A 22,741-nucleotide genomic window follows, 5' to 3' on the forward strand; every position below is an offset into this window, starting at 1 on the left:
GCGCCCGCCATGCCCTTGCCTTCCACACGATCCCTGGCCTTTGGCCTGTTGTTCATGCGTGTCAGTGCCGCGTTGCTGATGTTCAAGCTGCATGGCCTGCCCAAACTGCTCAACTGGAGCAACGAGCTGCAAAACATCGACGACCCGCTGGGCCTGGGTCCACATGTGACATTACTGGCGGCGCTGTTCGCGCAGATTCTGTGCCCGTTGCTGATCATCCTCGGCATCGTCACGCGCCTGGCCTGTGTGCCGATTCTGTTTCTGTTGCTGGTGGCGCTGTTGGTGGTGCACCCGGACTGGAGTCTGGAGCAAGGTCAGTTCGGCTGGCTGTTCATCGTCTTGTTTGCCAGCATCGCCCTCACCGGCCCGGGCCCGTGGGTGGTCAAGCAGCCTGCGTCATGGCGCAGGCTTTGACAGACAATCGATCAGCAAGGCCAGGACGATGGCCGCCGTGGCCACGCCGAACAGCGTGCTGTAGTGGCCACCGCTGAAGGCAAACAGCGCCGAGTAGCCATACCCGGCCAGCGCCTGAAAGCTGGCGAACGACACGGTGGCGCGGCTCCAGGTGGCGTTCTGTGCCTGGTGCCCTGGCACCAGTTGGTGCACCCGCGCCAGAGCCAGCGGCACGATGCCGGGCGGGAACGAGCCGATCACCAGCGCTGCCGCGCCCAGCCAGTGCAACCCGGTGCTGCTCAGCAACACGCTCAGTGCCACCAACTGCGCCAACAACACCAGACGAATGCCCTGGCGCGCACCGAGGCGGTCGGCCAGCAGCCCGTACAGCACCGGGCCCAGAATCGCACCCACACCGTACAGCGACCAGATGATCGCCGCGCTGTGCGTGCCGGCGCCCAGGCCACGGCTGATGTAGTCGACCAGAAACATCATCGGCGCGACCAGCGAGGCGGCCATCAAGGCATATTGCGCGAACAGCACTTTCACGGTGGCCGGGGTGCGCGGTGTGGCCGCTTCGCTGACAGGTGGGGTGTGCGCTTCGGTAGGCGGCCAGCCGGACCAACTGCTCAGGCTCAGCAGCAAGGCCACGACGCCCAGGCCGACCCAGGTCTGCGCCAGGCCAAAGGACAACAGCCACGGCACCAGCGAACCGGCCCCGGCAATGCCGACACCAATACCGAGAAAGATCGCGCCACTGGCCAGGCCCCGGCGCTGCGGCGCCACATGCGGCAGGATGCTGCTGGCCGCCAGAACCATGATGGTTCCGCCGGCAATACCGGACAGCAGCCGCCAGGCGAAGAACCAGACCACCGACAGCGGCAACGCACAGGCAAAGAACGCCAGCGTGACCAAGACCATCATGGCCCGCAGCACGGTGGTGCTCGACCACCTGGCCGCCAGCGGGCGGCCAATCAGCGCACCGATCAGGTAACCGGCCAGATTGGCGGCGCCCAGATACACCACCGCCGAAGCGGAGAACCAGTGTGCGTCGATCAATGCCGGAATCAGCGGCGTGTAGGCAAAGCGAGCCAGGCCGATACCGACCAGGCTGGCGCACAACCCGGCCCAGATCGGTAACCACAAGGGCCCTTGTGCAACATGATGAGTGGAAGACGGGTGCATGACAGCCTCTTGCCCGCAGGCAACGAATTAACGTAATGAGGCGATCATAACGCTGGCTTTCGATGAAATAATGCAGCGTTTTTGAACAACACCTTTGCAAATTTGCATCAGGAGAGCGCCCCATGAATTGGGACGATGCACGCATCTTTCTGGCCCTATGCCGCGAGCACACCTTGCGGGGTGCCGCGCGGGTACTGGCGGTGGATCAGGCCACGGTGGGCCGGCGCCTGACGTCGCTGGAACAGGCACTGGGTGCCACGCTGTTTCTGCGCATCAGCGGCGGCTACAGCCTGACGCCGGCCGGCGAAGCAGCACACGCCACAGCGCTGGCGATGGAGGCGGCGACCGCCGACCTGCAGCGGCGCATCATGGGCATGGACCAGCGCATGAGCGGTGTGGTGCGGGTGACTACCACCGATTCGTTCGCCATCGACTTCATCATTCCGGCACTGGCGCGCCTGCATCAAGTGCACCCCGGCATTCAGGTGCAATTGCAGACCTCACCCCAGGTACTGGACCTGACCAAGCGCGAAGCGGACATCGCAGTGCGCCCGATCAGGCCGCAAAACCCTGATCTGGTGGCACGGCGTATCGTGCGTTGGGGCAGCGCACTGTTCGCCTCTGCGAACTACCTTCAGGCTCGGGGCACACCTGAACCGGGCAGCGCGTTCGCCGGCCATGATCTGGTGGTGTATCAGCCGTATCTGGACAGCGGCCGGGAAGTGACGCTGGGCGCCGAGCCCATCACCCACGGGCGCCTGGCGATGACCTGCACGTCAGGGTTGATGGTCCGCCAGGCACTGACCGAAGGCCTGGGCATCGGTGAACTGCCGGTGCCGCTCGGCCACAACGCCGGGCTACAGCGCGTCTGGCCGCAACGCGAGCCGCTGCCTTACGAGGTCTGGCTGGTGACCCATCAGGACTTGCGCCACACCGCGCGGGTGAAAATGGTCATCGACGCCCTGGTGGGCGCGTTTGCCGATCACCCTGACACCTAACGATGAAAGGTCTGGCCCAGCGTCTCCAGGCGCATCGCCAGTGGCGGCAGACGCTGACTGCTCTGCGCCAGCACTTCGATGTTGGCAGCGGTGTGTTCGGCGATGTTCTGCACCGATCCCAGTTGTTCGGCGATGGTATGCCGCAGGCAGGAATGCTCATCGGTGGTCGCAGCGATACGGCCGTTCAGTTCGGTGATCGAGCCAATACCGGCGCCCACTGCCTTGAGTGAAGCCGAGGCGCGCTGGCTGTCCTGCACGCAGCGGTCGACCCCCTCGCGGCTGTCGTGCATCGCCGTAGCTGCCTGACGACTGCCCTGCTGCAAGGCATCGATGATGGAATGGATTTCCCGGGTCGACACCGCCGTACGCTGGGCCAGGTTGCGCACCTCATCGGCGACCACGGCAAAACCACGGCCCTGATCGCCGGCACGGGCGGCTTCGATGGCTGCATTGAGAGCCAGCAGGTTGGTCTGATCGGCAATGCTGCTGATCACCTCCAGCACCTTGCCGATCTGCTCGGACTGGCTGGCCAGCGCCTGCACGGTTTCGTCGGTGAGGTTGATCGACTCTGCCAGCCGGCCAATTTCCTGCTGCGCCCGCTCGACACTGGCACGGCCATGGGTCACCTGCTCATGGGCGGCGCTGGCCTGCTCTACGGCTTGCGCCACGTGCACGGAAATTTCGCGCATGCCTTCGCCCATCAAGTGCATGGCGTCGGTTACTTGTGCGATTTCCGCCAGTTGCTGACGGGCGCCGCTTTCCAGTGTGGTACTGGCCTGCGCCAGATCGTTGCCCAGCTTGCCCAGCCCACGGGTGTCACGCACCACGCCGTCGACCAACCCGGTGATCTGCTGCAAAAAGCTCTCGAAACGCTGCACCAGCGGCACATGCAAGCGGTTACGCGACTCGCCGGACTGCCCGGTGGTCAGCCTCGAAGCTGTCGCCAGCATCTTGTCGAGCATGTCCTGGTTTTCCACAGCCTCGGCCTGAGTGTGCCAGGCCAGGTACATGAGAATCGCCGTTTCGACCACCACATACAGGGCATGCACCACCACCACGCCCCAGCCGCCGCCGTGGTGCATGACATACACGGGAAAACCTGCGTTATGCAGGGCATGGAAGGTCACGTGATGGACCGCGATGACCAGCGCCGCGATCAGGATCGGCAGCCAGTCGCGATAAAAGGTCAGCACGGCGAGCAGCACGAAGATGCCGAAGTGCACCTCGATCATGCCGCGTGCCTGGTTGATGTGCAGGGCCGCCATGACCATCAGGCCGACGGCAAAGCAACAGCGCGTCAGCCGGCTGCCGGCACTGCTGCGGTACAGCGCACTGAGCGCCAGCGCCGTGCCACCGCCCACCACGACGGCCTGGCCGAACGTGTCGTACCAGAAAGCCAGCCCCACTGCCGTAAGAAACGACAACCAGATCAGGCTGAGCATGATGCGGTCAGCCTTGCAGTAATGTTCGTGAAAACGTGGAGCCGAATTCATCAGCGCACTCCCTGCGATCAACCGGAAAACGAAACCTGCATCTAGTGCAAAGGGGTTCAGCGATGTAACAGCTGGAGCAGAATGGCGAGCATAGTGCATCGCAACGATTCAAGCATGGCAAGGAGCCATGAATTATGGAAGGGGTCGCGACGCCGGTTGACATCGGTTGTCGTAAAGCACGCACGGTGTGATCGCCTATAGCCCCACCAATGCAGGCAAGCCACCGATATCGCTGATCTGCCGGTAGCCGTAAACGCTGTTGGCCGGCTGCTCATGCCCACGGGCGACGAACACCTTGTGGGTGATGTTCATGTCGTGGGCCGGGAACAGGTCGTAGCGAAAGCTCGACGACACATGCAGGATGTCTTGCGGGCCGCAGCCGAGGTTGTCGAGCATGTACTCGAACGCCGCCAGGCGCGGTTTGTAGGCGCGGGCCTGTTCGGCGGTGAAGACCTTGTGGAACGGCGCGCCGAGTTTTTCGACATTGGACAGGATCTGGCTGTCGCTGGCGTTGGAGAAAATCACCAGCGGAATCCTCTCGGCAATTTTTGCCAGGCCCGCCGGCACATCAGGATGCGGGCCCCACTCGGGGATGGCGTCATACAGAGCCTGGCCTTCGCCACGGTAGTCGATGCCCCAGCGTTTGCAGGTGCGGGCCAGGGCTTGCTTGATGATTTCGTCGTAAGGTAGCCAGTCGCCCTTGACCTGATCGAGCCGGTAGGCGGCAAAGTCTTTGATAAAGGCGTCCATACGCGACACCGGCACGCGATCGGCAAACAGCTCGCGGGTCATGGGGCTCATATGGAAGCGGGTCAGGGTGCCGTAGCAGTCAAAGGTAATGAACTTGGGGCGTAGAACGCTCATGGCGGCTCCGGAGTCATTGAAAACAATCGTCCATGCTAGAAGAAGTCAATCATGCCTGCTGCTGTAGCCGTAGCCGTACGTCCCATGACCATCGCCGACCTTGAGCAGGCGCATGCGTTGTCGCAAGCATTGAACTGGCCGCATCGCCTGCAAGACTGGGCGTTGCTGCACAACGTGGCGCAGGGTTTTGTTGCCGAGCACCACGGCCAGGTGATCGGCAGTGCGTTTGCCTGCCCTCAGGGCGAGTATTCGAGCATCGGCCTGGTGATCATTGATCCGCGCTAGCAAGGCCAGGGGCTGGGCCGGCGCTTGATGGAGCGGGCCGTGGCCAGCGCCGCACCGCGCACGGCCATTCTCAATGCCACGCCAGAGGGCGTGCCGCTGTATACGCGCATGGGTTTTATCGGGTTTGGCGAGGTGAGCCAGTTTCAAGGGATTGCTCATCCGCCGGTATTTCAGGAAGGTGAAGGCTGTCGCGACCTGCACGAGGCGGACTGGCCCGGCGTACTGGAACTGGCCAATGCCGGCAGCGGCCTGGTGCGCAACACGGTGCTTGACGCACTGCGGCCGGATATTTGCCATGCGCGGGTTATTGAGCGTGACGGTCGATTGCAGGCTTTCGCCCTGTTGCGCACCTTTGGCCGTGGCCTGTGCCTGGGGCCGGTGATCGCGCAAAACGCCGATCAGGCACGGCATCTGATCGGTGGGTTGCTGGCCAGGGTGCCGGGCGCGTTCGTGCGCATCGACATTCCCGACAACACCGGGCTGGTCGACTGGCTGCACAGCGCAGGCCTGAGCCAGGTAGACAGCACCGTCTCAATGAGCAACGGCCGCATCCCCCAGCCTGAGCGAGGTGTGCGGCCGTTTGCGGTGATCACCCAGGCGCTGGGCTAAAACGTGGTTACTTGGCAGGCTGCTGCAAGTAATCGGTCAGAAAGTGCTGGGCATTGCCCTCGCTGGACAGCGCCTCGTCGTAGCTCAGCGAAATCATCTGTGGCTCGCCAGGCACATACAGCTCGCCGTGATTGCCCTGGATGATCATCGCCACATACGGCTTGCCGTCGACCTCGGTGGAGTAGCGGGTGTCCTTGCTGGTCTTGGCGACGCTCATCTTCTGGATACGCTTGTTCCAGTCGGCATCGACGCCATTGATCTCGACCAGCGCCTGATTGGCCGAGCGCTCGTCATAGCGCAGGGTCCAGACCTTCACGCCCTGCGTGCCCGAATACGCGACAACCCGATCGCCCACCGGCGGACGCGGCGCTTCGCTTTCGGCGAGCGCGCCAGTTGCCATGCACAGGCCCAGAATCAGCGCCGCCCAGTTCCTTTTTACCAACATCGTGTGGTCCTTTTTCGATTGAAGATGCCCGGTCAGGGTTTGCGGGAGTAGGACAGGATTGAGGGAGGAAAAATCCGTAGAGGGAGAAAACAAGGAAGTTGCCTACGGGTTTTGCTGCCGTGTCATACGCCAGCTAGCTACTGCACATACTAAAATGCTTAATAAATATTGAAGGAGCAGCGGAAGCCATGAAGACGTTTTTTGAAGATCTGATGGAAAGCGTCCAGCAAATGGATGAAATCGTCAGTGGCAGGAGTCAGCCGTCACGCACGTTCATGAAGAAAAAGTCGCAGGCCAAGTCTGTTCGCAAAGCCGGTGAGAATGAACTGGGGCAACGCCTGCCCGCCTCTATCAAAAACAACCTGTAACGTGCTCTATCTTGGGTGGCATACCGACAATTGAGTGCGGAACACTTACAGAACGCTGAAAACTTACGACTGCTTGTGCAGCCGGTAGCGGTGGTCCGGCACTCCGGCAGAGCGCGCTCCTACCGGGCAATGTTTGCAGCGCCGCCGAGGTTTTCAATCCGTTGGGTTGACCAGCTTGAGCGCATAGAACTTGCTGTCCACCGCCATCAACGGAAAGCTGGCCGGCAGATCAGCCTTGGGCACTTCGGTAAAACCGTGCTTTTCATAGAAACGGTGGGCGGCGAGGAATTTGTCGGTGGTGCCCAGCAGGATCTCCCGCACGCCTTTGCTTCTGGCGTCTTCGAGCAGGCGGCCCAACAGTTGCGCGGCCACGCCGTATTCCCGGCCGCGAAAGGCTACCGCGACGAACATCTTGCGCAGCGCCGCCTGGCCGTGGCCAATGTCTTTCAGGCCAATGGTTCCGACCACCGTGTCGCCCTGTTTGGCGACCCAGAAATCGCCGGTGCCACTCTGGTAGAAGTCGGGAATCGCTTTAAGGTCCGGTTGATCGTCGGCGGTGATGGCGATGCCGAACTCTTCACGCTGGATCGGCACGATCACCTCAATGACGCCGGGCTGGTCAGCCGGCTCGAAGCGCTGGATATGAATCGCAGAAGTGTTCAAAAGGCTGTCCTCAGGGCTCGCTGAATGAGTGCCGGGCATTGTTCCAGACGGGTCGGGGGCTCGACAAGACGAGGCTGGCCTGCGTGTTAGCAGGCTCCACTGGCGCAGGTTGTTTAATTACAACGCTGATTTAGCCTGTCAGCCCGCCCCTGTCGTAGCCAATAAAAAACCGCTCCGAAGAGCGGTTTTTTTCAGCCAGCTGAAATTACAGCTGTGGACCGGCTGCCTTGATGGCGTCGCTCACGTCGAACTTCTTGAAGTTCTCGGTGAACAGGCCAGCCAGGCCTTTGGCCGCTGCGTCGTAGGCCGCTTTGTCTTCCCAGGTGTTGCGTGGGTTGAGCAGAACGGTGTCGACGCCCGGGACGGCTTTTGGCACGTCCAGGTTGATGATGTCCAGGTGCTCGGTCTCGGCACCGATCAGCGCGCCGCTCTGGATCGCTGCGATCACGCCACGGGTGGTCGGGATGTTGAAGCGCTTGCCGACGCCGTAGCCACCGCCGGTCCAGCCGGTGTTGACCAGGTAGACCTTGGAGTTGAAGCCACGGATACGCTTGATCAGCAGTTCTGCGTAAACGCCCGCTGGACGTGGGAAGAACGGTGCGCCGAAGCAGGTGGAGAAGGTCGACTTGATGCCTGGGCCCGAGCCCATTTCAGTCGAACCCACCAGCGCGGTGTAACCCGACAGGAAGTGGTAAGCCGCTTGTTCTTCGCTGAGGATCGACACCGGCGGCAGGACGCCAGTCAGGTCGCAGGTCAGGAAGATCACAGCGTTTGGCTCGCCGCCGAGGTTTTTCGGTGCGCGTTTTTCGATCAGTTCACGCGGGTAAGCTGCACGGCTGTTCTGGGTCAGGCTGTCGTCGGCGTAGTCGGCCTTTTTGGTGGCCGGGTCCAGTACGACGTTTTCCAGTACGGCGCCGTGCTGGATGGCTTTCCAGATAACCGGCTCGTTCTTCTCGGACAGGTCGATGCACTTGGCATAGCAACCGCCTTCGATGTTGAACACCACGCCTTCGCCCCAGCCGTGTTCGTCGTCACCGATCAGGTAACGGCTTTCGTCGGCCGACAGGGTGGTCTTGCCGGTGCCCGACAGACCGAAGAACAGGGTCACGTCGCCTTCTTCGCCCATGTTGGCGGCGCAGTGCATTGGCAGCACGTCAACGGCAGGCAGCAGGAAGTTCTGTACCGAGAACATCGCTTTCTTCATTTCGCCGGCGTAACGCATGCCTGCGATCAGCACTTTCTTGGCGGCGAAGTTGATGATCACGGTGCCGTCGGAGTTGGTGCCGTCACGCTCAGGCTCGCAGACGAACCATGGCGCGTTGAAGATCTGCCACTCGTCCTTGCCGCCTTCGTTGTAGGCTTCGGGATTGATGAACAGGCAACGGCCGAACAGGTTGTGCCAGGCGGTCTCGGTGGTCATCTTGACCGGCAGGTAGTGAGCAGGGTCGGAACCGACATGCACGTGGGAGACAAAACGCTCGCGCTCGGCCAGGTAGGCGCCAACGCGGTCCCACAGGGCGTCGAACTTGTCGGCCGGGAACTTGCGGTTGATCGGGCCCCAGGCGATGGCGTCCTGAGTACCGGCTTCTTCAACAATGAAACGATCCACCGGAGAACGGCCGGTACGGTGACCGGTCTTCACTACCAGAGCACCGGTGTCGGCGAGTTCGCCTTCGCCACGAGCAAGGGCTTCCTTGACCAGGTCGTCAATGCTCAGGTCGGTGTACACAGCGTTGTTGGTTTGCGTCATGAGGGTCCCCGTCGGCCTGAGGCCGAGTGCTCCAAACGGTTTTGTAGTAAAAAAACAACCACTACTACAGCCAAAAGTGGGCCGGATTATGCCAGAAATGCCCGGAAATGATAGAACCCTCCTGTCAGAACAGTATTACCGTAGTGCGAGGGTTCAATCACGGACAAAGCAATAAGGAATCAGTGCCGGGTAGTGGATGGCGAGTCGACGCCGCCGCCTGCGAACAGTTGGGTAATGTCCGTGCTGTCGAACAGATAACGCTCATTGCAGAACTGGCAATCGACTTCTACCGCGCCGCCATGCTCGGCCACCAGTTGCTGGGCATCTTCCAGACCGAGGCTGACCAGCGCGTTGCCCGAACGCTCACGCGAGCAGCTGCAACGGAAGCAGATCGGCTGGATATCGAACAGGCGCACCGGGTCCTGGTGGTAGAGACGGTGCAACAAGGTTTCGTTGTCCAGGCTCAGCAGTTCTTCGGTGCTCAGGGTATCGGCCAGAGTCACTACGTGCTCCCAGCTGGCAGCACGCTCGTCGGCGTCGGGGATACGTGCCACAGGCAGCTGTTGCAGCAGCAGGCCACGGGCGCGCTGGCCGTCGGCCTTGAGCCAGAAGCGGGTGCCCAGTTGCTCGGACATCACGAAGTAGTTGGAGAGACTTTCCGAGAGGTCGGCGCCGTCCAGATCAACGATGCCCTGGTAGCGTTTGCCCTGGCGTGGGTCGATGGTCAGCGCCAGCGAGCCGTCGGGCATCAGTTGTTGCAGGCCGGCATTGTCGTCGCCGATCAGGTCTTCGTCGTAGCGGGCGATGCCGCGCAGTTCACGCTCGCTGGAGCACTCGACCATCAGCAGTGGCACCGCACCGCTGGAGCGCGCCTGCAGGATCAGCAGGCCGTCGAACTTGAGGGTGCCGACCAGCAAGGCCGCCGCCGCCATGAGTTCGCCAAGCAGACGCGCGACAGGCGCAGGGTACGGGTGACGGGCCAGCACTTCGGCGTAGCTCTGGTCGAGGCCGACCAGTTCGCCGCGCGCATCGTTCTCGTCGAAGAGGAAGCGCTGGGTGAAATCGGTGTCCGGTAAATCTGGCATAGGAAAAATGATCTTCGATGAAAAGAGGAAAATGCCGCACGGTTCAACGGCATCGCTGCACAATGAGCGCATTTTAGGGGCTGCGGGGCGCGGGCGTCAGCTCAATTGGATTAATGGTGTTTATCGACGCCGCGCGCGCCCGTGTTACTCGCTGGACTGGCCATCGCGAAATTCGAAGAACTGCCGACGCTGTTTCTTGGTCGGGCGCCCGTCGGTGGTCACGCCCTGGTGGCCGGCCTTGCGCTGGGCAGCGGCGGCTTCACGGCTGGCAATGCTCTGCGGGGTTTCGCTGTACAGCGTCTGCGCCTCGGGAGCACCACGGCGTACGGCCGAGAGCGCCTCGACTACCACGGTACGCTCGTCGAAGCCGGTACGAATCTTGAACTCGTCGCCGATGCGTGGTTCTTTGCCAGGCTTGCAGCGCTCGCCGCGCCAGTGCACCTTGCCACTTTCGATGGCAGCCTTGGCCAGCGCACGGGTCTTGTAGAATCGCGCCGCCCACAGCCATTTATCCAGTCGAATCTTGTCGTCTTCTTGGGGCTTTTGTGCCATATGAATTCCTTATCCGTGTAACAGTCTGAACGCTATGGCGTCCGGTGTTAGCGGCAACATGAGCCAACCGAACCCAAGCTGTCAAAATCCGCCATCCGGAATCCGCCAAATCACCCACCCTGGAGGTGCTCCATGACCGATTTTCCAGCCTCACTGACCGCCCCCAAGGCGGGTTGCCAGGGGTGTACGGGCAGTCCGGCGCTGGATTTTTCATTCGAGTACGCCTACCAGCCCATCGTCGACTTGCGTGACCATTCGATTTTCGCCCATGAAGCCTTGGTGCGCGGCCCCCAGGGCGAAGGCGCACACACGGTGCTGAGCCAGGTCAACGACCAGAACCGCTACCGCTTCGACCAGGCCTGCCGCGTGGCGGCCATTGCGGGGGCTGCGCATCTGGGCATGACCGAGCGCCTGTCGATCAACTTTTTGCCCAATGCCGTGTATCGTCCCGAATTGTGCATCCGCAGCACCCTGGAAGCGGCCCGCCGGCATGATTTTCCGATTGAGCGGTTAATATTTGAAACAGTAGAGGGCGAACATCTCGCCGACGTCGGGCATTTGCAGAATATCCTGCGTCAGTACCGCGAGTTCGGCTTCATGACCGCCATCGACGACTTCGGGGCCGGGTATTCCGGGCTCACGCTGCTGGCAGAATTTCAACCGGACCTGATAAAACTCGACATGGCTTTGATTCGCGATATCCATCGTAATCGCGCGCGTCAGGCTATCGTTCGCGCAGTGGTGCACATGTGCAGCGACCTTGGGGTCACAGTGATTGCCGAGGGTATAGAACACAAGGAAGAGCGGGATTTTCTCGCTGATTGCGGCATTTTTCTGATGCAGGGTTACTGGTTCGCCAAACCTGCATTCAAAGCCCTGGCCAAGGTTGCGCCTGACGCCTGGCAAACGTCCTGAGCAGTATGGAATCGCGCCTTTGAAAACATTCGATCATCTGACAGTTATCGGCCTGCGCGAGTGGGTGGCGCTGCCCACTCTGGGGGTCGCCGGCCTGCGGGCCAAGATCGACACCGGGGCAAGCACTTCAAGCCTGCATGCCACCGAGATCGAGCCGTTCGAACGCGACGGTGAGAAGTGGGTGCGCTTCAATGCGCACCTGGGCACGGTGGTGCAGTTGCGTCATCGGCGCTGTGAAGCGCTGCTGGTGGCGCGCAAGACCATCAAAAGCTCCAACGGCCATGCGCAGGTCCGCTATGTGATACGGACCACCCTGGCGTTAGGGGATCGCGTCTGGCCGGTGGAATTCACCCTGGCCTGCCGCAAGTCGATGCGCTATCGACTGCTGCTGGGTTCCAAAGCACTGGTCGACGGCCAGCTGGTCGTCAATCCGGGCATTAAATACGTACAAGACAAGCCGGTGTTCCCGGCCTCTAATCCCTCAGGTGTGCAATGAAGATCGCTGTGCTTTCGCGGAATCCGCGTCTGTATTCCACCCGCCGGCTGGTTGAAGCCGGTATTGAGCGTGGCCATGAGATGGTGGTGATCGACACCTTGCGCGCTTATATGAACATCGCCAGTCACAAGCCGCAGATTCACTACCGCGGCAAACCGCTATCGGGCTTCGATGCGGTGATTCCGCGCATTGGTGCTTCGGTGACGTTTTATGGCTGCGCGGTGCTGCGCCAGTTTGAAATGATGGGCGTGTTCCCGCTCAATGAATCAGTGGCCATCGCACGCTCACGCGATAAATTGCGCTCGCTGCAATTGCTGTCACGGCGCGGCATCGGTTTGCCGGTAACCGGCTTTGCCCACTCCCCGGACGACATTCCAGACCTGATCCAGATGGTCAACGGCGCGCCGCTGGTGATCAAGGTGCTGGAAGGCACCCAAGGCATCGGTGTGGTGCTGTGCGAGACGGTCTCGGCGGCAGAGTCGGTGATCGAGGCATTCATGGGCCTCAAGCAGGACATCATGGTCCAGGAGTACATCAAGGAAGCCGGCGGCGCCGACATTCGCTGCTTTGTGGTCGGCGACAAGGTCATCGCCTCGATGATGCGCCAGGCCAAGCCCGGCGAATTCCGCTCCAACCTGCACCGTGGCGGCACCGCCAGCCTGATCAAGATCACCCCCGAAGAACGCATGACCGCCCTGCGCGCCGCCAAGGTCATGGGCCTTGCCGTGGCGGGCGTGGACATCCTGCGCTCCAATCACGGCCCGCTGGTGATGGAGGTCAACTCCTCACCGGGCCTGGAAGGCATCGAGACCACCACCGGCAAGGACGTCGCCGGGATGATCATCGAACACCTGGAAAAGAACGGCGGGCCAAACATGACCCGCACCAAAGGCAAAGGATAAAAAAGCAGGTCCTACACTGCATCACGCGGCAGCATCAGGCCCAGTGGCAGGCGTACTCGGGCCTCGAGGCCGCCGCCGGAGCGGTTACGCAGCTCGACGTTGCCGCCGTGCATGGCGGCGATGCGTTTGACGATCGCAAGCCCCAGGCCCGTGCCCTTGCCGCTGCGGGCGCGGTCGCCGCGGATGAAAGGGTTGAAGATCAGTTCCAGTTCGCCGGGGTCGAGGCCCGCGCCACGGTCCAGCACGCTGAGCACCACGTACGGCGCGCTGGTATCGCCCGACACATAGGCGGCCACTTCAATGCCGGTGCCGGCATGGTAAGTGGCGTTGCCGATCAGGTTGGTCAGCAGTCGCTTCATCGACACCCGACGCAACGGGAACGGCGGGATCGGTTCCAGGCACAGGCGGATATGGTCCTCGGCGCTGTTGAACGGCGCCACCACCTCACGAACCAGATCGCCCAGGTCGACCTCTTCGATCTGCTCGTCGCGGCCATCGCGAATGAACGCCAGAAACTGATCGAGAATCGCGTCCATGTCTTCGATGTCGCGCACCATGCCTTCGGTGAACTCGTTCTTGTCGCTCATCAGCTCCAGCGACAGGCGCAAACGCGTCAGCGGTGTGCGCAGGTCGTGGGAGACACCGGCCAGCATCAGCTCGCGCTCCTGACCGGCCTGCTCGACGTCCTCGGCCATCTGGTTGAAGGCGCGGTACACCTCGGTCATTTCGCTCGGCGTGTCGCTGATCGGCAGGCGCACGCTGCGTCCCTGACCCAACTGACGAGCGGCGAACACCAGGCGCTTGAGCGGCTGGTTGAGCTGACTGACGAAGATCCACGCGGAGGCTGTGGATAACAAGCCGATGGCCAGGAACCAGCCCAGAACGCTCCAGATTTTTTGCCCGCGCAGCGGATGCGGGTACAGCGGCACTTTCAGCCAGCCATCGCCCAGGCTCGGGGCGCGCACCCATAAAGCTGGCGGCGCATGCACGCGCAGGCGCACTTCGGTGTCGGCGCCCAGCTCGGCCTGCATCTGGCGCTGGTAAATCTCGCTGTAAGGCCAGTGCTGCTCACCCTCAGGCACACCGCCGCCGACCACCCGGATAAGTCCGGCCGCTTCGGCGATGGTCTCGCGGTCGCTCTCGTCGGCGGCCCAATAGGCGCGCAGGGTCAGGGCCACACCGTGACTGTACTGGCGGTCGACCAGCACGTCCTCGTTCATCAGCAGATAGACCAGAGTCAGCGCCTTGGAGAACAGGACAACGATCAGCACCAGCCACAGGGTGCGCGAGAAAAAGCTTTGCGGGAACCACAGCGGAGTCTTCATAAATGCAGCTTTTTACGCTTTGCAGGGCGAGCCGGGCTCGCGGTTTTACAACACCAAAACGCCGATAACCCCTTGCGGGACTATCGGCGCTTCAGACGCGATGGCACAGCTGTCGGCTAAACCGTCAGCGACCGCCAACACCATCGGGAACGAATACATAACCCACGCCCCAGACGGTCTGGATATAACGCGGCTTGGACGGGTCGGGCTCGATCAGGCGACGCAGACGGGAAATCTGTACGTCGATGGAGCGTTCCAGTGCATCCCACTCGCGGCCACGGGCCAGGTTCATCAGTTTGTCGCGGGTCAGCGGCTCGCGTGCATGCATGACCAGCGCCTTGAGCACGGCGAATTCGCCGGTGGTCAGCATGTGGACTTCGTCGCCACGCTTTAGCTCGCGAGTGGCCAGCGACAGCTCGTAGTCGCCGAAGGTAACCGATTCGTCTTCGCTGCCGGGTGCGCCGGGCACCGAAGTCGTCTGGCGACGCAGTACGGCCTTGACCCGGGCCATCAGTTCGTCGGGGTTGAACGGCTTGGCCAGGTAATCGTCGGCGCCCAGTTCAAGGCCCTTGATCCGGCTCAGCTCGTCGCCCTTGGCGGTCAGCATGATGATCGGCACCTGGTTGTTGGCAGCACGCAGTCGGCGGCAGGCCGACAGGCCGTCTTCACCGGGCAGCATCAGGTCCAGAACCACGAGGTTGAAGACTTCGCGGGACAACAGGCGATCCATTTGCTCGACATTGGCCACCGCACGGGCGCGGTAGCCCTTGCTGGTGAAAAAACGCTCAAGCAGGCTGCTCAACCCAGGGTCGTCATCGACGATCAGGATTTTTTCGCCTTCGGCATTAAGTGCAGTGCTGCTCATCAGAGGCTCCTTTGTTCACGGGGCGCATTATGGCCTACCCAAGGTGATGCGCATCGTACGCATTGTTAGCAGATTTTACCGGGCGCGACATGAACCTGTGCCGTGAAAGCCGGTTGCGCACCTCTTGTACCGCGCAAATCCCCTAACCGGCTATGGCTGGTTATAATGCGCGACCCTTACAGTCAGGCAACGCCGAATGACGTTTTGTTTCGGCAAAACGATGGCAATTCGCTAGTTTTTTGCTCAGGTGGTCTTATGGACAGCATCAACAGCCGCATCGCCGAAGAACTCGGTGTCCGTCCGCAACAGGTCGAAGCGGCCGTCGCACTACTGGATGAAGGCTCGACCGTACCCTTCATCGCCCGTTACCGCAAAGAAGTGACCGGCAGCCTCGATGACACCCAGTTGCGTCATCTCGAAGAGCGCCTGCGCTACCTGCGCGAGCTCGACGAGCGCCGTGTCAGCATCCTTGCCAGCATCGAAGAGCAAGGCAAGCTGACCCCGGAACTGGCCCGCGATATCAAGCTGGCCGACACCAAGACGCGCCTTGAAGACTTGTACCTGCCCTATAAGCAGAAGCGCCGCACCAAGGGCCAGATCGCCCTGGAAGCCGGCCTCGGCGAGCTGGCCGACGGCCTGTTCAACGACCCGACCCTGACCCCGGAAGCCGAAGCTGCGCGCTTTGTCGACGCCGAAAAAGGCGTGGCCGACACCAAGGCAGCGCTCGAAGGCGCCAAGTACATCCTCATGGAGCGCTTCGCCGAAGACGCCAGCCTGCTCGACAAGCTGCGCGGCTTTCTCAAGCAAGAGTCGGTGCTCAGCGCCCGCGTGGTGCCTGGCAAGGAAGAAGAAGGCGCGAAGTTTCGCGATTACTTCGAACATGACGAGCCGCTCAAGAGCGTGCCGTCGCACCGTGCCCTGGCGATTTTCCGTGGCCGCAACGAAGGTATTCTCAGCAGCGCACTGAAAGTCGGCGAAGAGCTGCCGGGCACGCTGCACCCGTGCGAACTGATGATCGGCGAGCGTTTCGGCCTGAGCAATCAGAACCGTCCAGCCGACAAATGGCTGGGCGAAGTGGTGCGCTGGACCTGGAAGGTCAAGCTGTATAACCACCTCGAAACCGACCTGCTGGGCGAACTGCGCGAGGCCGCCGAGGCCGAAGCCATCAACGTGTTCGCCCACAACCTGCACGACCTGCTGCTGGCCGCACCGGCCGGCCCCCGCGCCACCCTGGGCCTGGACCCGGGCCTGCGCACCGGCTGCAAGGTCGCAGTGGTCGATGCCACCGGTAAATTGCTCGACTACGCCACGGTCTACCCGCACGTACCGAAAAACCAGTGGGACCAGACCCTCGCCGTACTGGGCGCGCTGTGCACCAAGCACTCGGTGGACCTGATCGCCATCGGCAACGGCACCGCCAGCCGCGAAACCGACAAATTGGCCATCGAGCTGATCAAAAAGTACCCGGCCCTGAAGATGACCAAGGTCATGGTCTCCGAAGCTGGCGCCTCGGTGTACTCGGCGTCGGAGCTGGCCGCCCGTGAATTCCCGGACCTCGACGTGTCGATCCGTGGCGCGGTGTCCATTGCCCGCCGCTTGCAGGACCCGCTGGCCGAACTGGTCAAGATCGACCCGAAATCCATCGGCGTCGGCCAGTACCAGCACGATGTGTCGCAGCTCAAGCTGGCGCGTGGCCTGGACGCGGTGGTCGAAGACTGCGTGAACGCCGTAGGCGTCGACGTCAACACCGCCTCGGTGGCGCTGCTGGCACGTATCTCGGGCCTGAACAGCACACTGGCGCAGAACATCGTGGCGCACCGCGATGCCAACGGCGCGTTCAAGACCCGCGCCGAGCTGAAAAAAGTCAGCCGCCTGGGCGAAAAAACCTACGAGCAAGCCGCCGGCTTCTTGCGCGTGATGAACGGCGACAACCCGCTGGACGCCTCGGCGGTGCACCCCGAGGCTTACCCGCTGGTCAAGCGCATCGCGACCCAGACCGAACGTGACATTCGCTCGCTGATCGGCGACAGCGGCTTTCTCAAGCGCCTGGACCCGAAGAAGTTCACCGACGAAACCTTCGGCCTGCCCACCGTGACCGACATCCTCAGCGAACTGGACAAACCTGGCCGCGACCCGCGTCCCGAGTTCAAGACCGCCGAGTTCCAGGAAGGCGTCGAAGACCTCAAGGACCTGCAACCGGGCATGATTCTCGAAGGCGTGGTTACCAACGTGACCAACTTCGGTGCTTTCGTCGATATCGGCGTGCATCAGGACGGTCTGGTGCACATCTCGGCACTGTCCGAGAAGTTCATCAAGGACCCGCGCGAGGCGGTCAAGGCTGGCGATGTGGTCAAGGTCAAGGTCATGGAAGTCGACATCCCGCGCAAACGCGTCGGCCTGTCGATGCGTATGAGCGACACCCCCGGCGAGAAAGTCGACGGCGCTCGTGGTGCACGCCCGGGTTCCGCCCCCCGCCAGCAGAACAGCGCACCGCGTAAAGAAGCCAGCACACCCGCGCCGGCCAACAACGCCATGGCGTCGCTGTTCGCCAATGCCAAACAGTTGAAGAAACGTTGATGAACATTCCTGAAGAGCTGACGCACAGCCCGTACTTCAGGATGCTGGGCTGCGAGATTCGCAGCCTGGACAACGGCGTCGCCCACGTTGCGTTGCCACTGGAGGCGCATTTGCGCAACCGTGGCAATGTAATGCACGGCGGGGCGATCTTCAGCCTGGTCGACATCGGCATGGGCCTGGCCTGCTCCAGCGCCCACGGCTTCGATCAGCGCAGCGTCACCATCGAATGCAAGATCAACTACGTGCGTGGTGTCAGCGATGGCGAGGTGCTGTGCATCGCCAAAGTGCTGCACGCCGGACGCCGCACGCTGGTGGTCGAAGCAGAGGTGGTTCAGGGCGACAAGCTGGTGGCCAAGGCCCAGGGCACCTTCGCGGTGCTCTGAAAGACGTTTTGACTCAAGCCTGCAGACCTCACCGGCACACTCCGAAAAGTGCCGGTGCAGGTATGACAAACCGCTTGGGGCTGGCGTTTTTTAGCAACCAAAGAGCGTAGCCGATCTAGCTCAACCCACCTTCTTTGCGGTATTTTCGCGCTAATCTTGTTAAAGATGCCGTCCTGTTCGGCAGCGAGGCAAGTAACCGTGAATCTTGAACCGGCGTTAAAGACCCCAACCAGGCGACAACGCCAGTTCCTTTCTTCACCCTTGTAGACCGTCAAGTCCACCCCCATATCGGGGCGACCGATGTGTGAAGGAAACCACCTTGAGCGAATTTCTCAACCGCCGCCTGGCCGTGTTCGGCGAGCGCAGCAACCTCCCGCTGCTGGGGCAATGCCTGCACGGGATCGAGCGCGAATGCCTGCGCGTGACCGGTGATGCTCAACTGGCCCAGACCCCGCACCCGCAAGCGCTGGGTTCGGCACTGACCAACGAGCAGATCACTACCGATTATTCCGAGTCGCTCCTGGAGTTCATCACACCGGCGCTGAAAGACCCTGCCGACACGCTGGCCAGCCTCGAAACCATCCATCGCTTCGTTTACAGCAAGCTGGACAACGAGCTGTTGTGGAGCCCGTCGATGCCCTGCCCGCTGCCGGCCGAAGAAGACATTCCGCTGGCGTACTACGGCACCTCCAACATCGGCAAGCTCAAGTACGTGTACCGCAAGGGCCTGGCCCTGCGTTACGGGCGCACCATGCAGTGCATCGCCGGCATCCACTACAACTTCTCGCTGCCCGAGTCCGCCTGGGCGCTGCTCAAGCAGACCGAGGACTTCGACGGCGATGCCCGCGATTACCAGTCGCACTCCTACATCGCGCTGATTCGTAACTTCCGTCGTTACAGCTGGCTGCTGATGTACCTGTTCGGCGCCTCCCCGGCCCTGGACGCCGGCTTCTTGCGCGGCCGTGCTCACCAGCTGGAACAGTTCGACGCAAATACCCTGTACCTGCCCTACGCCACCAGCCTGCGCATGAGCGACCTGGGGTATCAGAGCAAGGCCCAGGCCGACCTGACCCCGTGCTACAACGACCTGCAAAGCTACACCGACAGCCTGCGCCGTGCCGTAGCCACGCCGTATGCGCCGTATGTCGAAGTGGGTACCCACGACGCCGACGGCGAATGGGTGCAGCTCAACACCAACGTGCTGCAGATCGAAAACGAGTACTACTCCAACATTCGTCCAAAGCGGGTGACTTACACCGGCGAGCGGCCGATCCAGGCGCTGGTCGCGCGTGGCGTGCAGTATGTCGAGGTGCGCTGCCTGGACATCAACCCGTTCCTGCCGACCGGCATCGACCTGCAACAGGCGCGCTTCATCGACGCGTTCATCCTCTACTGCGCACTGGAAGAAAGCCCGCAACTGTCCGGCAACGAATGCCGCAATGCCGGCAGCAATTTCCTCAGTGTGGTCAAGGAAGGCCGTCGTCCGGGCCTGCAATTGCAGCGCAACGGCGAGGCGGTCGAGCTCAAGGTCTGGGCCAGCGAACTGCTGGAAAAAATCGCCCCGCTGTCGCGCCTGCTCGATGAGGCCAACGGCAACGACGAACACATTCGCGCGCTGACGGCGCAACAGGCCAGGGTCGATGATGCGTCGCTGACCCCCTCGGCCCGGATTCTGGAACAGATGCGCGAACACAACGAAGGCTTCACTGCGTTCTCGCTGCGCCAAAGCAAGGCCCACGCCGAGTATTTGCGCAGCAATGCGCTGGACAGCGGGACACAGACACGTTTCGAAGATCTGGCACACACCTCGCTGGCCGAACAGGCAGAACTGGAAGCCAGCGAAGCGGTGGTGGATTTCGACACCTTCGTGGGTGCCTATCAGGCAAGCATTCTGTCGATCAGTAATTGAACAACGCGGACCCGACTGTTATCGGGTCCGGCGTTTTACAACGCCTTTTCGAAGATCTTCGAATTACGCTGAAAGTTGTACAGCGATGCCCTGGCGCTCGGCAGGCGATCAACGCTGCTGGGCTCGAAGCCGCGTTCGCGGAACCAGTGGGCGGTGCGGGTAGTAAGCACGAACAGTCTGTTCAGGCCCAATGCCCGTGCACGGCTCTCGATGCGCTCCAGCAACTCGTCACCGCGCCCGCCGTGGCGGTATTCGGGATTGACTGCCAGACAGGCCAGTTCGCCGGTTTGTGAGTCGGCTATCGGGTACAGCGCCGCGCAGGCGATGATCATGCCTTCACGCTCGACCACACTGAACTGCTCGATCTCGCGCTCCAGCACTTCGCGTGAGCGACGCACCAAAATGCCCTGCTCTTCAAGCGGCGTAATCAGCTCGATCAGGCCACCGACGTCTTCGATAGCAGCTTCACGTACCCGCTCGAACTGTTCTTGCGCCACCAGCGTGCCGCCACCGTCGCGGGTGAACAGCTCGGTGAGCAGTGCGCCGTTTTCGGCGTAACTGACGATATGGCTACGACCCACGCCGCCACGGCACGCTTCGGCAGCAGCGTCGAGCAGTTCAGCCTGATAGTTGTTGCCCAGGCGCTGCAAATGCGCGGGTACCTGTTGCGGGCGCAGTTCCCGGACCAGATGGCCGCGCTCGTCGAGCAAACCTTGCTCTTCACCGAACAGCAGCAGTTTGTCGGCCCCCAGGTCGATGGCCACGCGGGTCGCCACGTCTTCGCAGGCCAGGTTGAAGACCTCACCGGTCGGCGAATAGCCCAGCGGCGAGAGCAGCACGATGTGCCGCTCGTCGAGCAGGCGGTTGATCCCCTTGCGGTCGACCCGGCGCACTTCGCCAGTGTGTTGATAGTCGACGCCCTCCAGCACGCCGATCGGCCGCGCGGTGACCAGATTGCCGCCGGTGACCCGCAGCCGCGAGCCCTGCATCGGCGAGGCGGCGATGTCCATCGACAGCCGTGCCTCGATGGCGATGCGCAAGCCGCCGACGGCGTCGATCACGCATTCCAGGGTTTCGGCATCGGTGACCCGCAGGTCGCGGTGAAAGCGCGGGGTCAGGCCGCGCTGGGCCAGGCGGCTTTCGATCTGCGGCCGGGTGCCATGCACCAGCACCAGGCGCACACCCAGGCTGTGCAAAAGCACCAGGTCGTGGACGATGTTGCCAAAGTTGGGGTGTTCGACACCGTCACCGGGCAGCATGACCACAAAGGTGCAGTCGCGGTGGGCGTTGATATAAGGAGAAGCGTGGCGAAGCCAATTGACGTATTCGGGCATAACCGCAAAAGCCTGTAAAAAGTTGGACGAAAGACACACAACACGCACAACAGAGGTGGCGGTTATCGTCGGAACAGGCTTGGCAACACGCGCATTCTCCTTGCTATCAGGGTCTGGCCGGGCCGCTTATTGCGGGCTCAGGCAATAATGTTCGATCAGTTGGCTTAACAGACGCACTGTAGGCTGCAAACGTGACATTTCAAGATATTCGCCCGGTTGATGCGCACAAGCGATGTCGCCAGGGCCCAGCACCAGGGTTTCGCAACCCAGGCGTTGAAGATAAGGCGCTTCGGTGCCAAATGCCACCGCAGCGGCCGTATGCCCTGTCAGACGCTCGGCAACGCGTACCAGTTCCGCATCGGCGGCCTGTTCGAACGGCGCGCATTCGGGAAACAACGGTTTGTAGTCGATCTGCACCTGATGCCTTTCGACCAGTGGTTGTAGTTTCTGACGAATCAGCGAGCGCAAAATTTCCGGGTCCATGCCCGGCAGCGGCCGCAAGTCGAATTCCAGCGAGCACTGCCCGCAAATGCGGTTGGGGTTGTCGCCGCCATGAATGCAGCCCAGGTTCAGGGTCGGTTGCGGCACCGTGAACTGCGGGTTGCGGTACTCGGTTTGCCATTGCGTGCGCAGGCCTTTGAGCTCGCTGATCGCGTCGTGCATGGCTTCCAGCGCGCTGTGGCCCAGGCTTGGGTCGGAGGAATGGCCGCTGCGCCCGAGAATATCGATGCGCTCCATCATCACGCCCTTGTGCAGGCGAATCGGCTTGAGGCCGGTCGGCTCGCCGATCACCGCTGCCCGTCCCAGCGGCCGGCCGGCATCGGCCAGGGCGCGGGCGCCGGCCATCGAGCTTTCTTCGTCGCAGGTGGCCAGAATCAACAGCGGCTGCCTGAATGGCTGGTCGAGCAATGGCCGCACAGCCTCGATGATCAAGGCAAAAAAGCCTTTCATGTCGCAACTGCCCAGGCCGACCCAGCGCCCATCGACCTCGGTGAGTTTCAACGGGTCGGTCTGCCACAGCGCATCGTCGTAAGGCACCGTGTCGCTGTGCCCGGCCAGCACCAGGCCGCCCGGACCGCTACCGTAGGTGGCCAGCAGGTTGAACTTGCCCGGTGAGATGGTCTGGATCTCGCAGGCAAAGCCCAGGTCGCCCAGCCAGCCGGCCAGCAGGTCGATGACCGCCCGGTTGGACTGGTCCAGCGACGGCTGGGTGCAGCTCACCGAAGGGGTGGCGATCAGCGCGGCGAACTGGTCCTTCAAGGATGGCAAGGGCATGAGCGGCTCCGCAGCAAAAGTGACAAAACGCAATTGAGCCCATCATAGAGGCATAACGCGTCAGGAATAA

Annotated in this window: 21 protein-coding genes and 1 pseudogene; 10 read left to right on the forward strand and 12 right to left on the reverse strand. The window is 62.0% G+C overall.

The genetic code is table 11. The annotated features are described in order from the left end of the window. The first annotated feature begins 9 nt into the window (after positions 1–9). Complete coding sequence (locus ACYP2A_RS05305; protein ID WP_459743408.1) at positions 10–414, forward strand: DoxX family protein; 405 nt, start codon at positions 10–12, stop codon at positions 412–414. Here the strand turns inward: ACYP2A_RS05305 and ACYP2A_RS05310 are convergent. After that, positions 397–1,578: a YbfB/YjiJ family MFS transporter gene (locus ACYP2A_RS05310; protein WP_459743410.1), complete on the reverse strand. Its 1,182-nt coding sequence runs from the start codon at positions 1,576–1,578 to the stop codon at positions 397–399. The genes ACYP2A_RS05305 and ACYP2A_RS05310 overlap by 18 nt on opposite strands. Positions 1,579–1,700: 122 nt before the next feature. On the opposite strand from ACYP2A_RS05310, the gene ACYP2A_RS05315 reads away from it, so the two are divergent. Then, positions 1,701–2,576, forward strand: coding sequence for a LysR family transcriptional regulator (locus ACYP2A_RS05315; RefSeq protein ID WP_459743412.1), 876 nt, complete (start codon positions 1,701–1,703; stop codon positions 2,574–2,576). Here the strand turns inward: ACYP2A_RS05315 and ACYP2A_RS05320 are convergent. Both ACYP2A_RS05320 and ACYP2A_RS05325 read right to left on the reverse strand, forming a co-directional pair. Further along, positions 2,573–4,069, reverse strand: coding sequence for a methyl-accepting chemotaxis protein (locus ACYP2A_RS05320; protein ID WP_459743413.1), 1,497 nt, complete (start codon positions 4,067–4,069; stop codon positions 2,573–2,575). The two genes, ACYP2A_RS05315 and ACYP2A_RS05320, sit on opposite strands and share 4 nt — an antisense overlap. A gap of 195 nt (positions 4,070–4,264) precedes the next feature. Further along, positions 4,265–4,933: a haloacid dehalogenase type II gene (locus ACYP2A_RS05325; protein WP_459743415.1), complete on the reverse strand. Its 669-nt coding sequence runs from the start codon at positions 4,931–4,933 to the stop codon at positions 4,265–4,267. 51 nt (positions 4,934–4,984) lie between these two features. Here ACYP2A_RS05325 and ACYP2A_RS05330 point away from each other — a divergent pair. Further along, positions 4,985–5,827: pseudogene (locus ACYP2A_RS05330) on the forward strand (GNAT family N-acetyltransferase). Positions 5,828–5,834: 7 nt separating this feature from the next. Here ACYP2A_RS05330 and ACYP2A_RS05335 read toward each other — a convergent pair. Further along, positions 5,835–6,272 (reverse strand): hypothetical protein, encoded by a 438-nt coding sequence (locus tag ACYP2A_RS05335; RefSeq protein WP_459743417.1) that lies wholly within the window; start codon positions 6,270–6,272, stop codon positions 5,835–5,837. A gap of 188 nt (positions 6,273–6,460) precedes the next feature. Here ACYP2A_RS05335 and ACYP2A_RS05340 point away from each other — a divergent pair, with 188 nt between their 5' ends. Further along, positions 6,461–6,640, forward strand: coding sequence for a hypothetical protein (locus ACYP2A_RS05340; RefSeq protein WP_459743419.1), 180 nt, complete (start codon positions 6,461–6,463; stop codon positions 6,638–6,640). A gap of 153 nt (positions 6,641–6,793) precedes the next feature. Here ACYP2A_RS05340 and ACYP2A_RS05345 read toward each other — a convergent pair whose 3' ends face one another. From ACYP2A_RS05345 to ACYP2A_RS05360, 4 genes are all read right to left on the reverse strand, one after another. After that, complete coding sequence (locus ACYP2A_RS05345) at positions 6,794–7,303, reverse strand: GNAT family N-acetyltransferase (RefSeq protein WP_459743420.1); 510 nt, start codon at positions 7,301–7,303, stop codon at positions 6,794–6,796. Between the two features lie 205 nt (positions 7,304–7,508). Beyond that, positions 7,509–9,053: a phosphoenolpyruvate carboxykinase gene (locus ACYP2A_RS05350; RefSeq protein WP_459743422.1), complete on the reverse strand. Its 1,545-nt coding sequence runs from the start codon at positions 9,051–9,053 to the stop codon at positions 7,509–7,511. 179 nt (positions 9,054–9,232) lie between these two features. Beyond that, positions 9,233–10,138 (reverse strand): Hsp33 family molecular chaperone HslO, encoded by a 906-nt coding sequence (gene hslO, locus ACYP2A_RS05355; RefSeq protein ID WP_459743424.1) that lies wholly within the window; start codon positions 10,136–10,138, stop codon positions 9,233–9,235. 144 nt (positions 10,139–10,282) lie between these two features. Continuing rightward, a complete protein-coding gene (locus ACYP2A_RS05360) occupies positions 10,283–10,690 on the reverse strand; it encodes an RNA-binding S4 domain-containing protein (RefSeq protein WP_459743425.1) in 408 nt (135 codons plus the stop codon). 132 nt (positions 10,691–10,822) lie between these two features. Here ACYP2A_RS05360 and rimA point away from each other — a divergent pair, with 132 nt between their 5' ends. From rimA to rimK, 3 genes are read left to right on the forward strand one after another with little or no spacing between them, the layout of a single operon-like run. Continuing rightward, positions 10,823–11,605 (forward strand): S6 modification regulatory phosphodiesterase RimA, encoded by a 783-nt coding sequence (rimA, locus tag ACYP2A_RS05365; RefSeq protein ID WP_459743427.1) that lies wholly within the window; start codon positions 10,823–10,825, stop codon positions 11,603–11,605. A 19-nt stretch (positions 11,606–11,624) separates the two neighbouring features. Next, positions 11,625–12,101: a retropepsin-like aspartic endopeptidase RimB gene (rimB, locus tag ACYP2A_RS05370; RefSeq protein WP_459743429.1), complete on the forward strand. Its 477-nt coding sequence runs from the start codon at positions 11,625–11,627 to the stop codon at positions 12,099–12,101. After that, complete coding sequence (gene rimK / locus ACYP2A_RS05375) at positions 12,098–13,003, forward strand: 30S ribosomal protein S6--L-glutamate ligase (RefSeq protein WP_056841217.1); 906 nt, start codon at positions 12,098–12,100, stop codon at positions 13,001–13,003. The genes rimB and rimK overlap by 4 nt, the downstream gene beginning before the upstream one ends. 11 nt (positions 13,004–13,014) lie before the next feature. Here the strand turns inward: rimK and ACYP2A_RS05380 are convergent, their stop codons facing one another. Then, on the reverse strand, positions 13,015–14,328 hold the full coding sequence (locus ACYP2A_RS05380; RefSeq protein ID WP_459743432.1) for an ATP-binding protein: 1,314 nt from the start codon (positions 14,326–14,328) through the stop codon (positions 13,015–13,017). Positions 14,329–14,452: 124 nt separating this feature from the next. Beyond that, on the reverse strand, positions 14,453–15,193 hold the full coding sequence (gene ompR, locus ACYP2A_RS05385; protein ID WP_459743434.1) for an osmolarity response regulator transcription factor OmpR: 741 nt from the start codon (positions 15,191–15,193) through the stop codon (positions 14,453–14,455). A gap of 255 nt (positions 15,194–15,448) precedes the next feature. Here ompR and ACYP2A_RS05390 point away from each other — a divergent pair, with 255 nt between their 5' ends. The 3 genes from ACYP2A_RS05390 to gshA all read left to right on the forward strand — a co-directional run bounded on the left by ACYP2A_RS05390 (position 15,449) and on the right by gshA (position 20,062). Beyond that, entirely contained in the window at positions 15,449–17,770 is a 2,322-nt protein-coding gene (locus ACYP2A_RS05390) for a Tex family protein (RefSeq protein WP_459743435.1), read from the forward strand. Next, the gene (locus ACYP2A_RS05395; protein ID WP_459743436.1) at positions 17,770–18,153 is read left to right on the forward strand and encodes a PaaI family thioesterase; all 384 of its coding nucleotides are present in this window, start codon (positions 17,770–17,772) and stop codon (positions 18,151–18,153) included. Before ACYP2A_RS05390 ends, ACYP2A_RS05395 begins: the two co-directional genes overlap by 1 nt. Before the next feature lie 319 nt (positions 18,154–18,472). Then, positions 18,473–20,062 (forward strand): glutamate--cysteine ligase, encoded by a 1,590-nt coding sequence (gene gshA / locus ACYP2A_RS05400; protein ID WP_459743438.1) that lies wholly within the window; start codon positions 18,473–18,475, stop codon positions 20,060–20,062. Between the two features lie 35 nt (positions 20,063–20,097). Here gshA and argA read toward each other — a convergent pair whose 3' ends face one another. After that, positions 20,098–21,396: an amino-acid N-acetyltransferase gene (gene argA, locus ACYP2A_RS05405; RefSeq protein ID WP_459743439.1), complete on the reverse strand. Its 1,299-nt coding sequence runs from the start codon at positions 21,394–21,396 to the stop codon at positions 20,098–20,100. A gap of 126 nt (positions 21,397–21,522) precedes the next feature. Beyond that, on the reverse strand, positions 21,523–22,671 hold the full coding sequence (gene argE, locus ACYP2A_RS05410; RefSeq protein WP_459743441.1) for an acetylornithine deacetylase: 1,149 nt from the start codon (positions 22,669–22,671) through the stop codon (positions 21,523–21,525). Positions 22,672–22,741 lie beyond the last annotated feature (70 nt).

The organism is Pseudomonas sp. 3A(2025), assembly GCF_054589175.1.

Excerpts from the sequence above, each read along its gene's own strand:
- ACYP2A_RS05305 (WP_459743408.1), top strand. The coding sequence starts at position 10 with ATGCCCTTGCCTTCCACACGATCCCTGGCCTTTGGCCTGTTGTTCATG.
- ACYP2A_RS05310 (WP_459743410.1), bottom strand. The coding sequence starts at position 1,578 with ATGCACCCGTCTTCCACTCATCATGTTGCACAAGGGCCCTTGTGGTTA.
- ACYP2A_RS05315 (WP_459743412.1), top strand. The coding sequence starts at position 1,701 with ATGAATTGGGACGATGCACGCATCTTTCTGGCCCTATGCCGCGAGCAC.
- ACYP2A_RS05320 (WP_459743413.1), bottom strand. The coding sequence starts at position 4,069 with ATGAATTCGGCTCCACGTTTTCACGAACATTACTGCAAGGCTGACCGC.
- ACYP2A_RS05325 (WP_459743415.1), bottom strand. The coding sequence starts at position 4,933 with ATGAGCGTTCTACGCCCCAAGTTCATTACCTTTGACTGCTACGGCACC.
- ACYP2A_RS05335 (WP_459743417.1), bottom strand. The coding sequence starts at position 6,272 with ATGTTGGTAAAAAGGAACTGGGCGGCGCTGATTCTGGGCCTGTGCATG.
- ACYP2A_RS05340 (WP_459743419.1), top strand. The coding sequence starts at position 6,461 with ATGAAGACGTTTTTTGAAGATCTGATGGAAAGCGTCCAGCAAATGGAT.
- ACYP2A_RS05350 (WP_459743422.1), bottom strand. The coding sequence starts at position 9,053 with ATGACGCAAACCAACAACGCTGTGTACACCGACCTGAGCATTGACGAC.
- hslO (WP_459743424.1), bottom strand. The coding sequence starts at position 10,138 with ATGCCAGATTTACCGGACACCGATTTCACCCAGCGCTTCCTCTTCGAC.
- ACYP2A_RS05360 (WP_459743425.1), bottom strand. The coding sequence starts at position 10,690 with ATGGCACAAAAGCCCCAAGAAGACGACAAGATTCGACTGGATAAATGG.
- rimA (WP_459743427.1), top strand. The coding sequence starts at position 10,823 with ATGACCGATTTTCCAGCCTCACTGACCGCCCCCAAGGCGGGTTGCCAG.
- rimK (WP_056841217.1), top strand. The coding sequence starts at position 12,098 with ATGAAGATCGCTGTGCTTTCGCGGAATCCGCGTCTGTATTCCACCCGC.
- ACYP2A_RS05380 (WP_459743432.1), bottom strand. The coding sequence starts at position 14,328 with ATGAAGACTCCGCTGTGGTTCCCGCAAAGCTTTTTCTCGCGCACCCTG.
- ompR (WP_459743434.1), bottom strand. The coding sequence starts at position 15,193 with ATGAGCAGCACTGCACTTAATGCCGAAGGCGAAAAAATCCTGATCGTC.
- ACYP2A_RS05390 (WP_459743435.1), top strand. The coding sequence starts at position 15,449 with ATGGACAGCATCAACAGCCGCATCGCCGAAGAACTCGGTGTCCGTCCG.
- ACYP2A_RS05395 (WP_459743436.1), top strand. The coding sequence starts at position 17,770 with ATGAACATTCCTGAAGAGCTGACGCACAGCCCGTACTTCAGGATGCTG.
- argA (WP_459743439.1), bottom strand. The coding sequence starts at position 21,396 with ATGCCCGAATACGTCAATTGGCTTCGCCACGCTTCTCCTTATATCAAC.
- argE (WP_459743441.1), bottom strand. The coding sequence starts at position 22,671 with ATGCCCTTGCCATCCTTGAAGGACCAGTTCGCCGCGCTGATCGCCACC.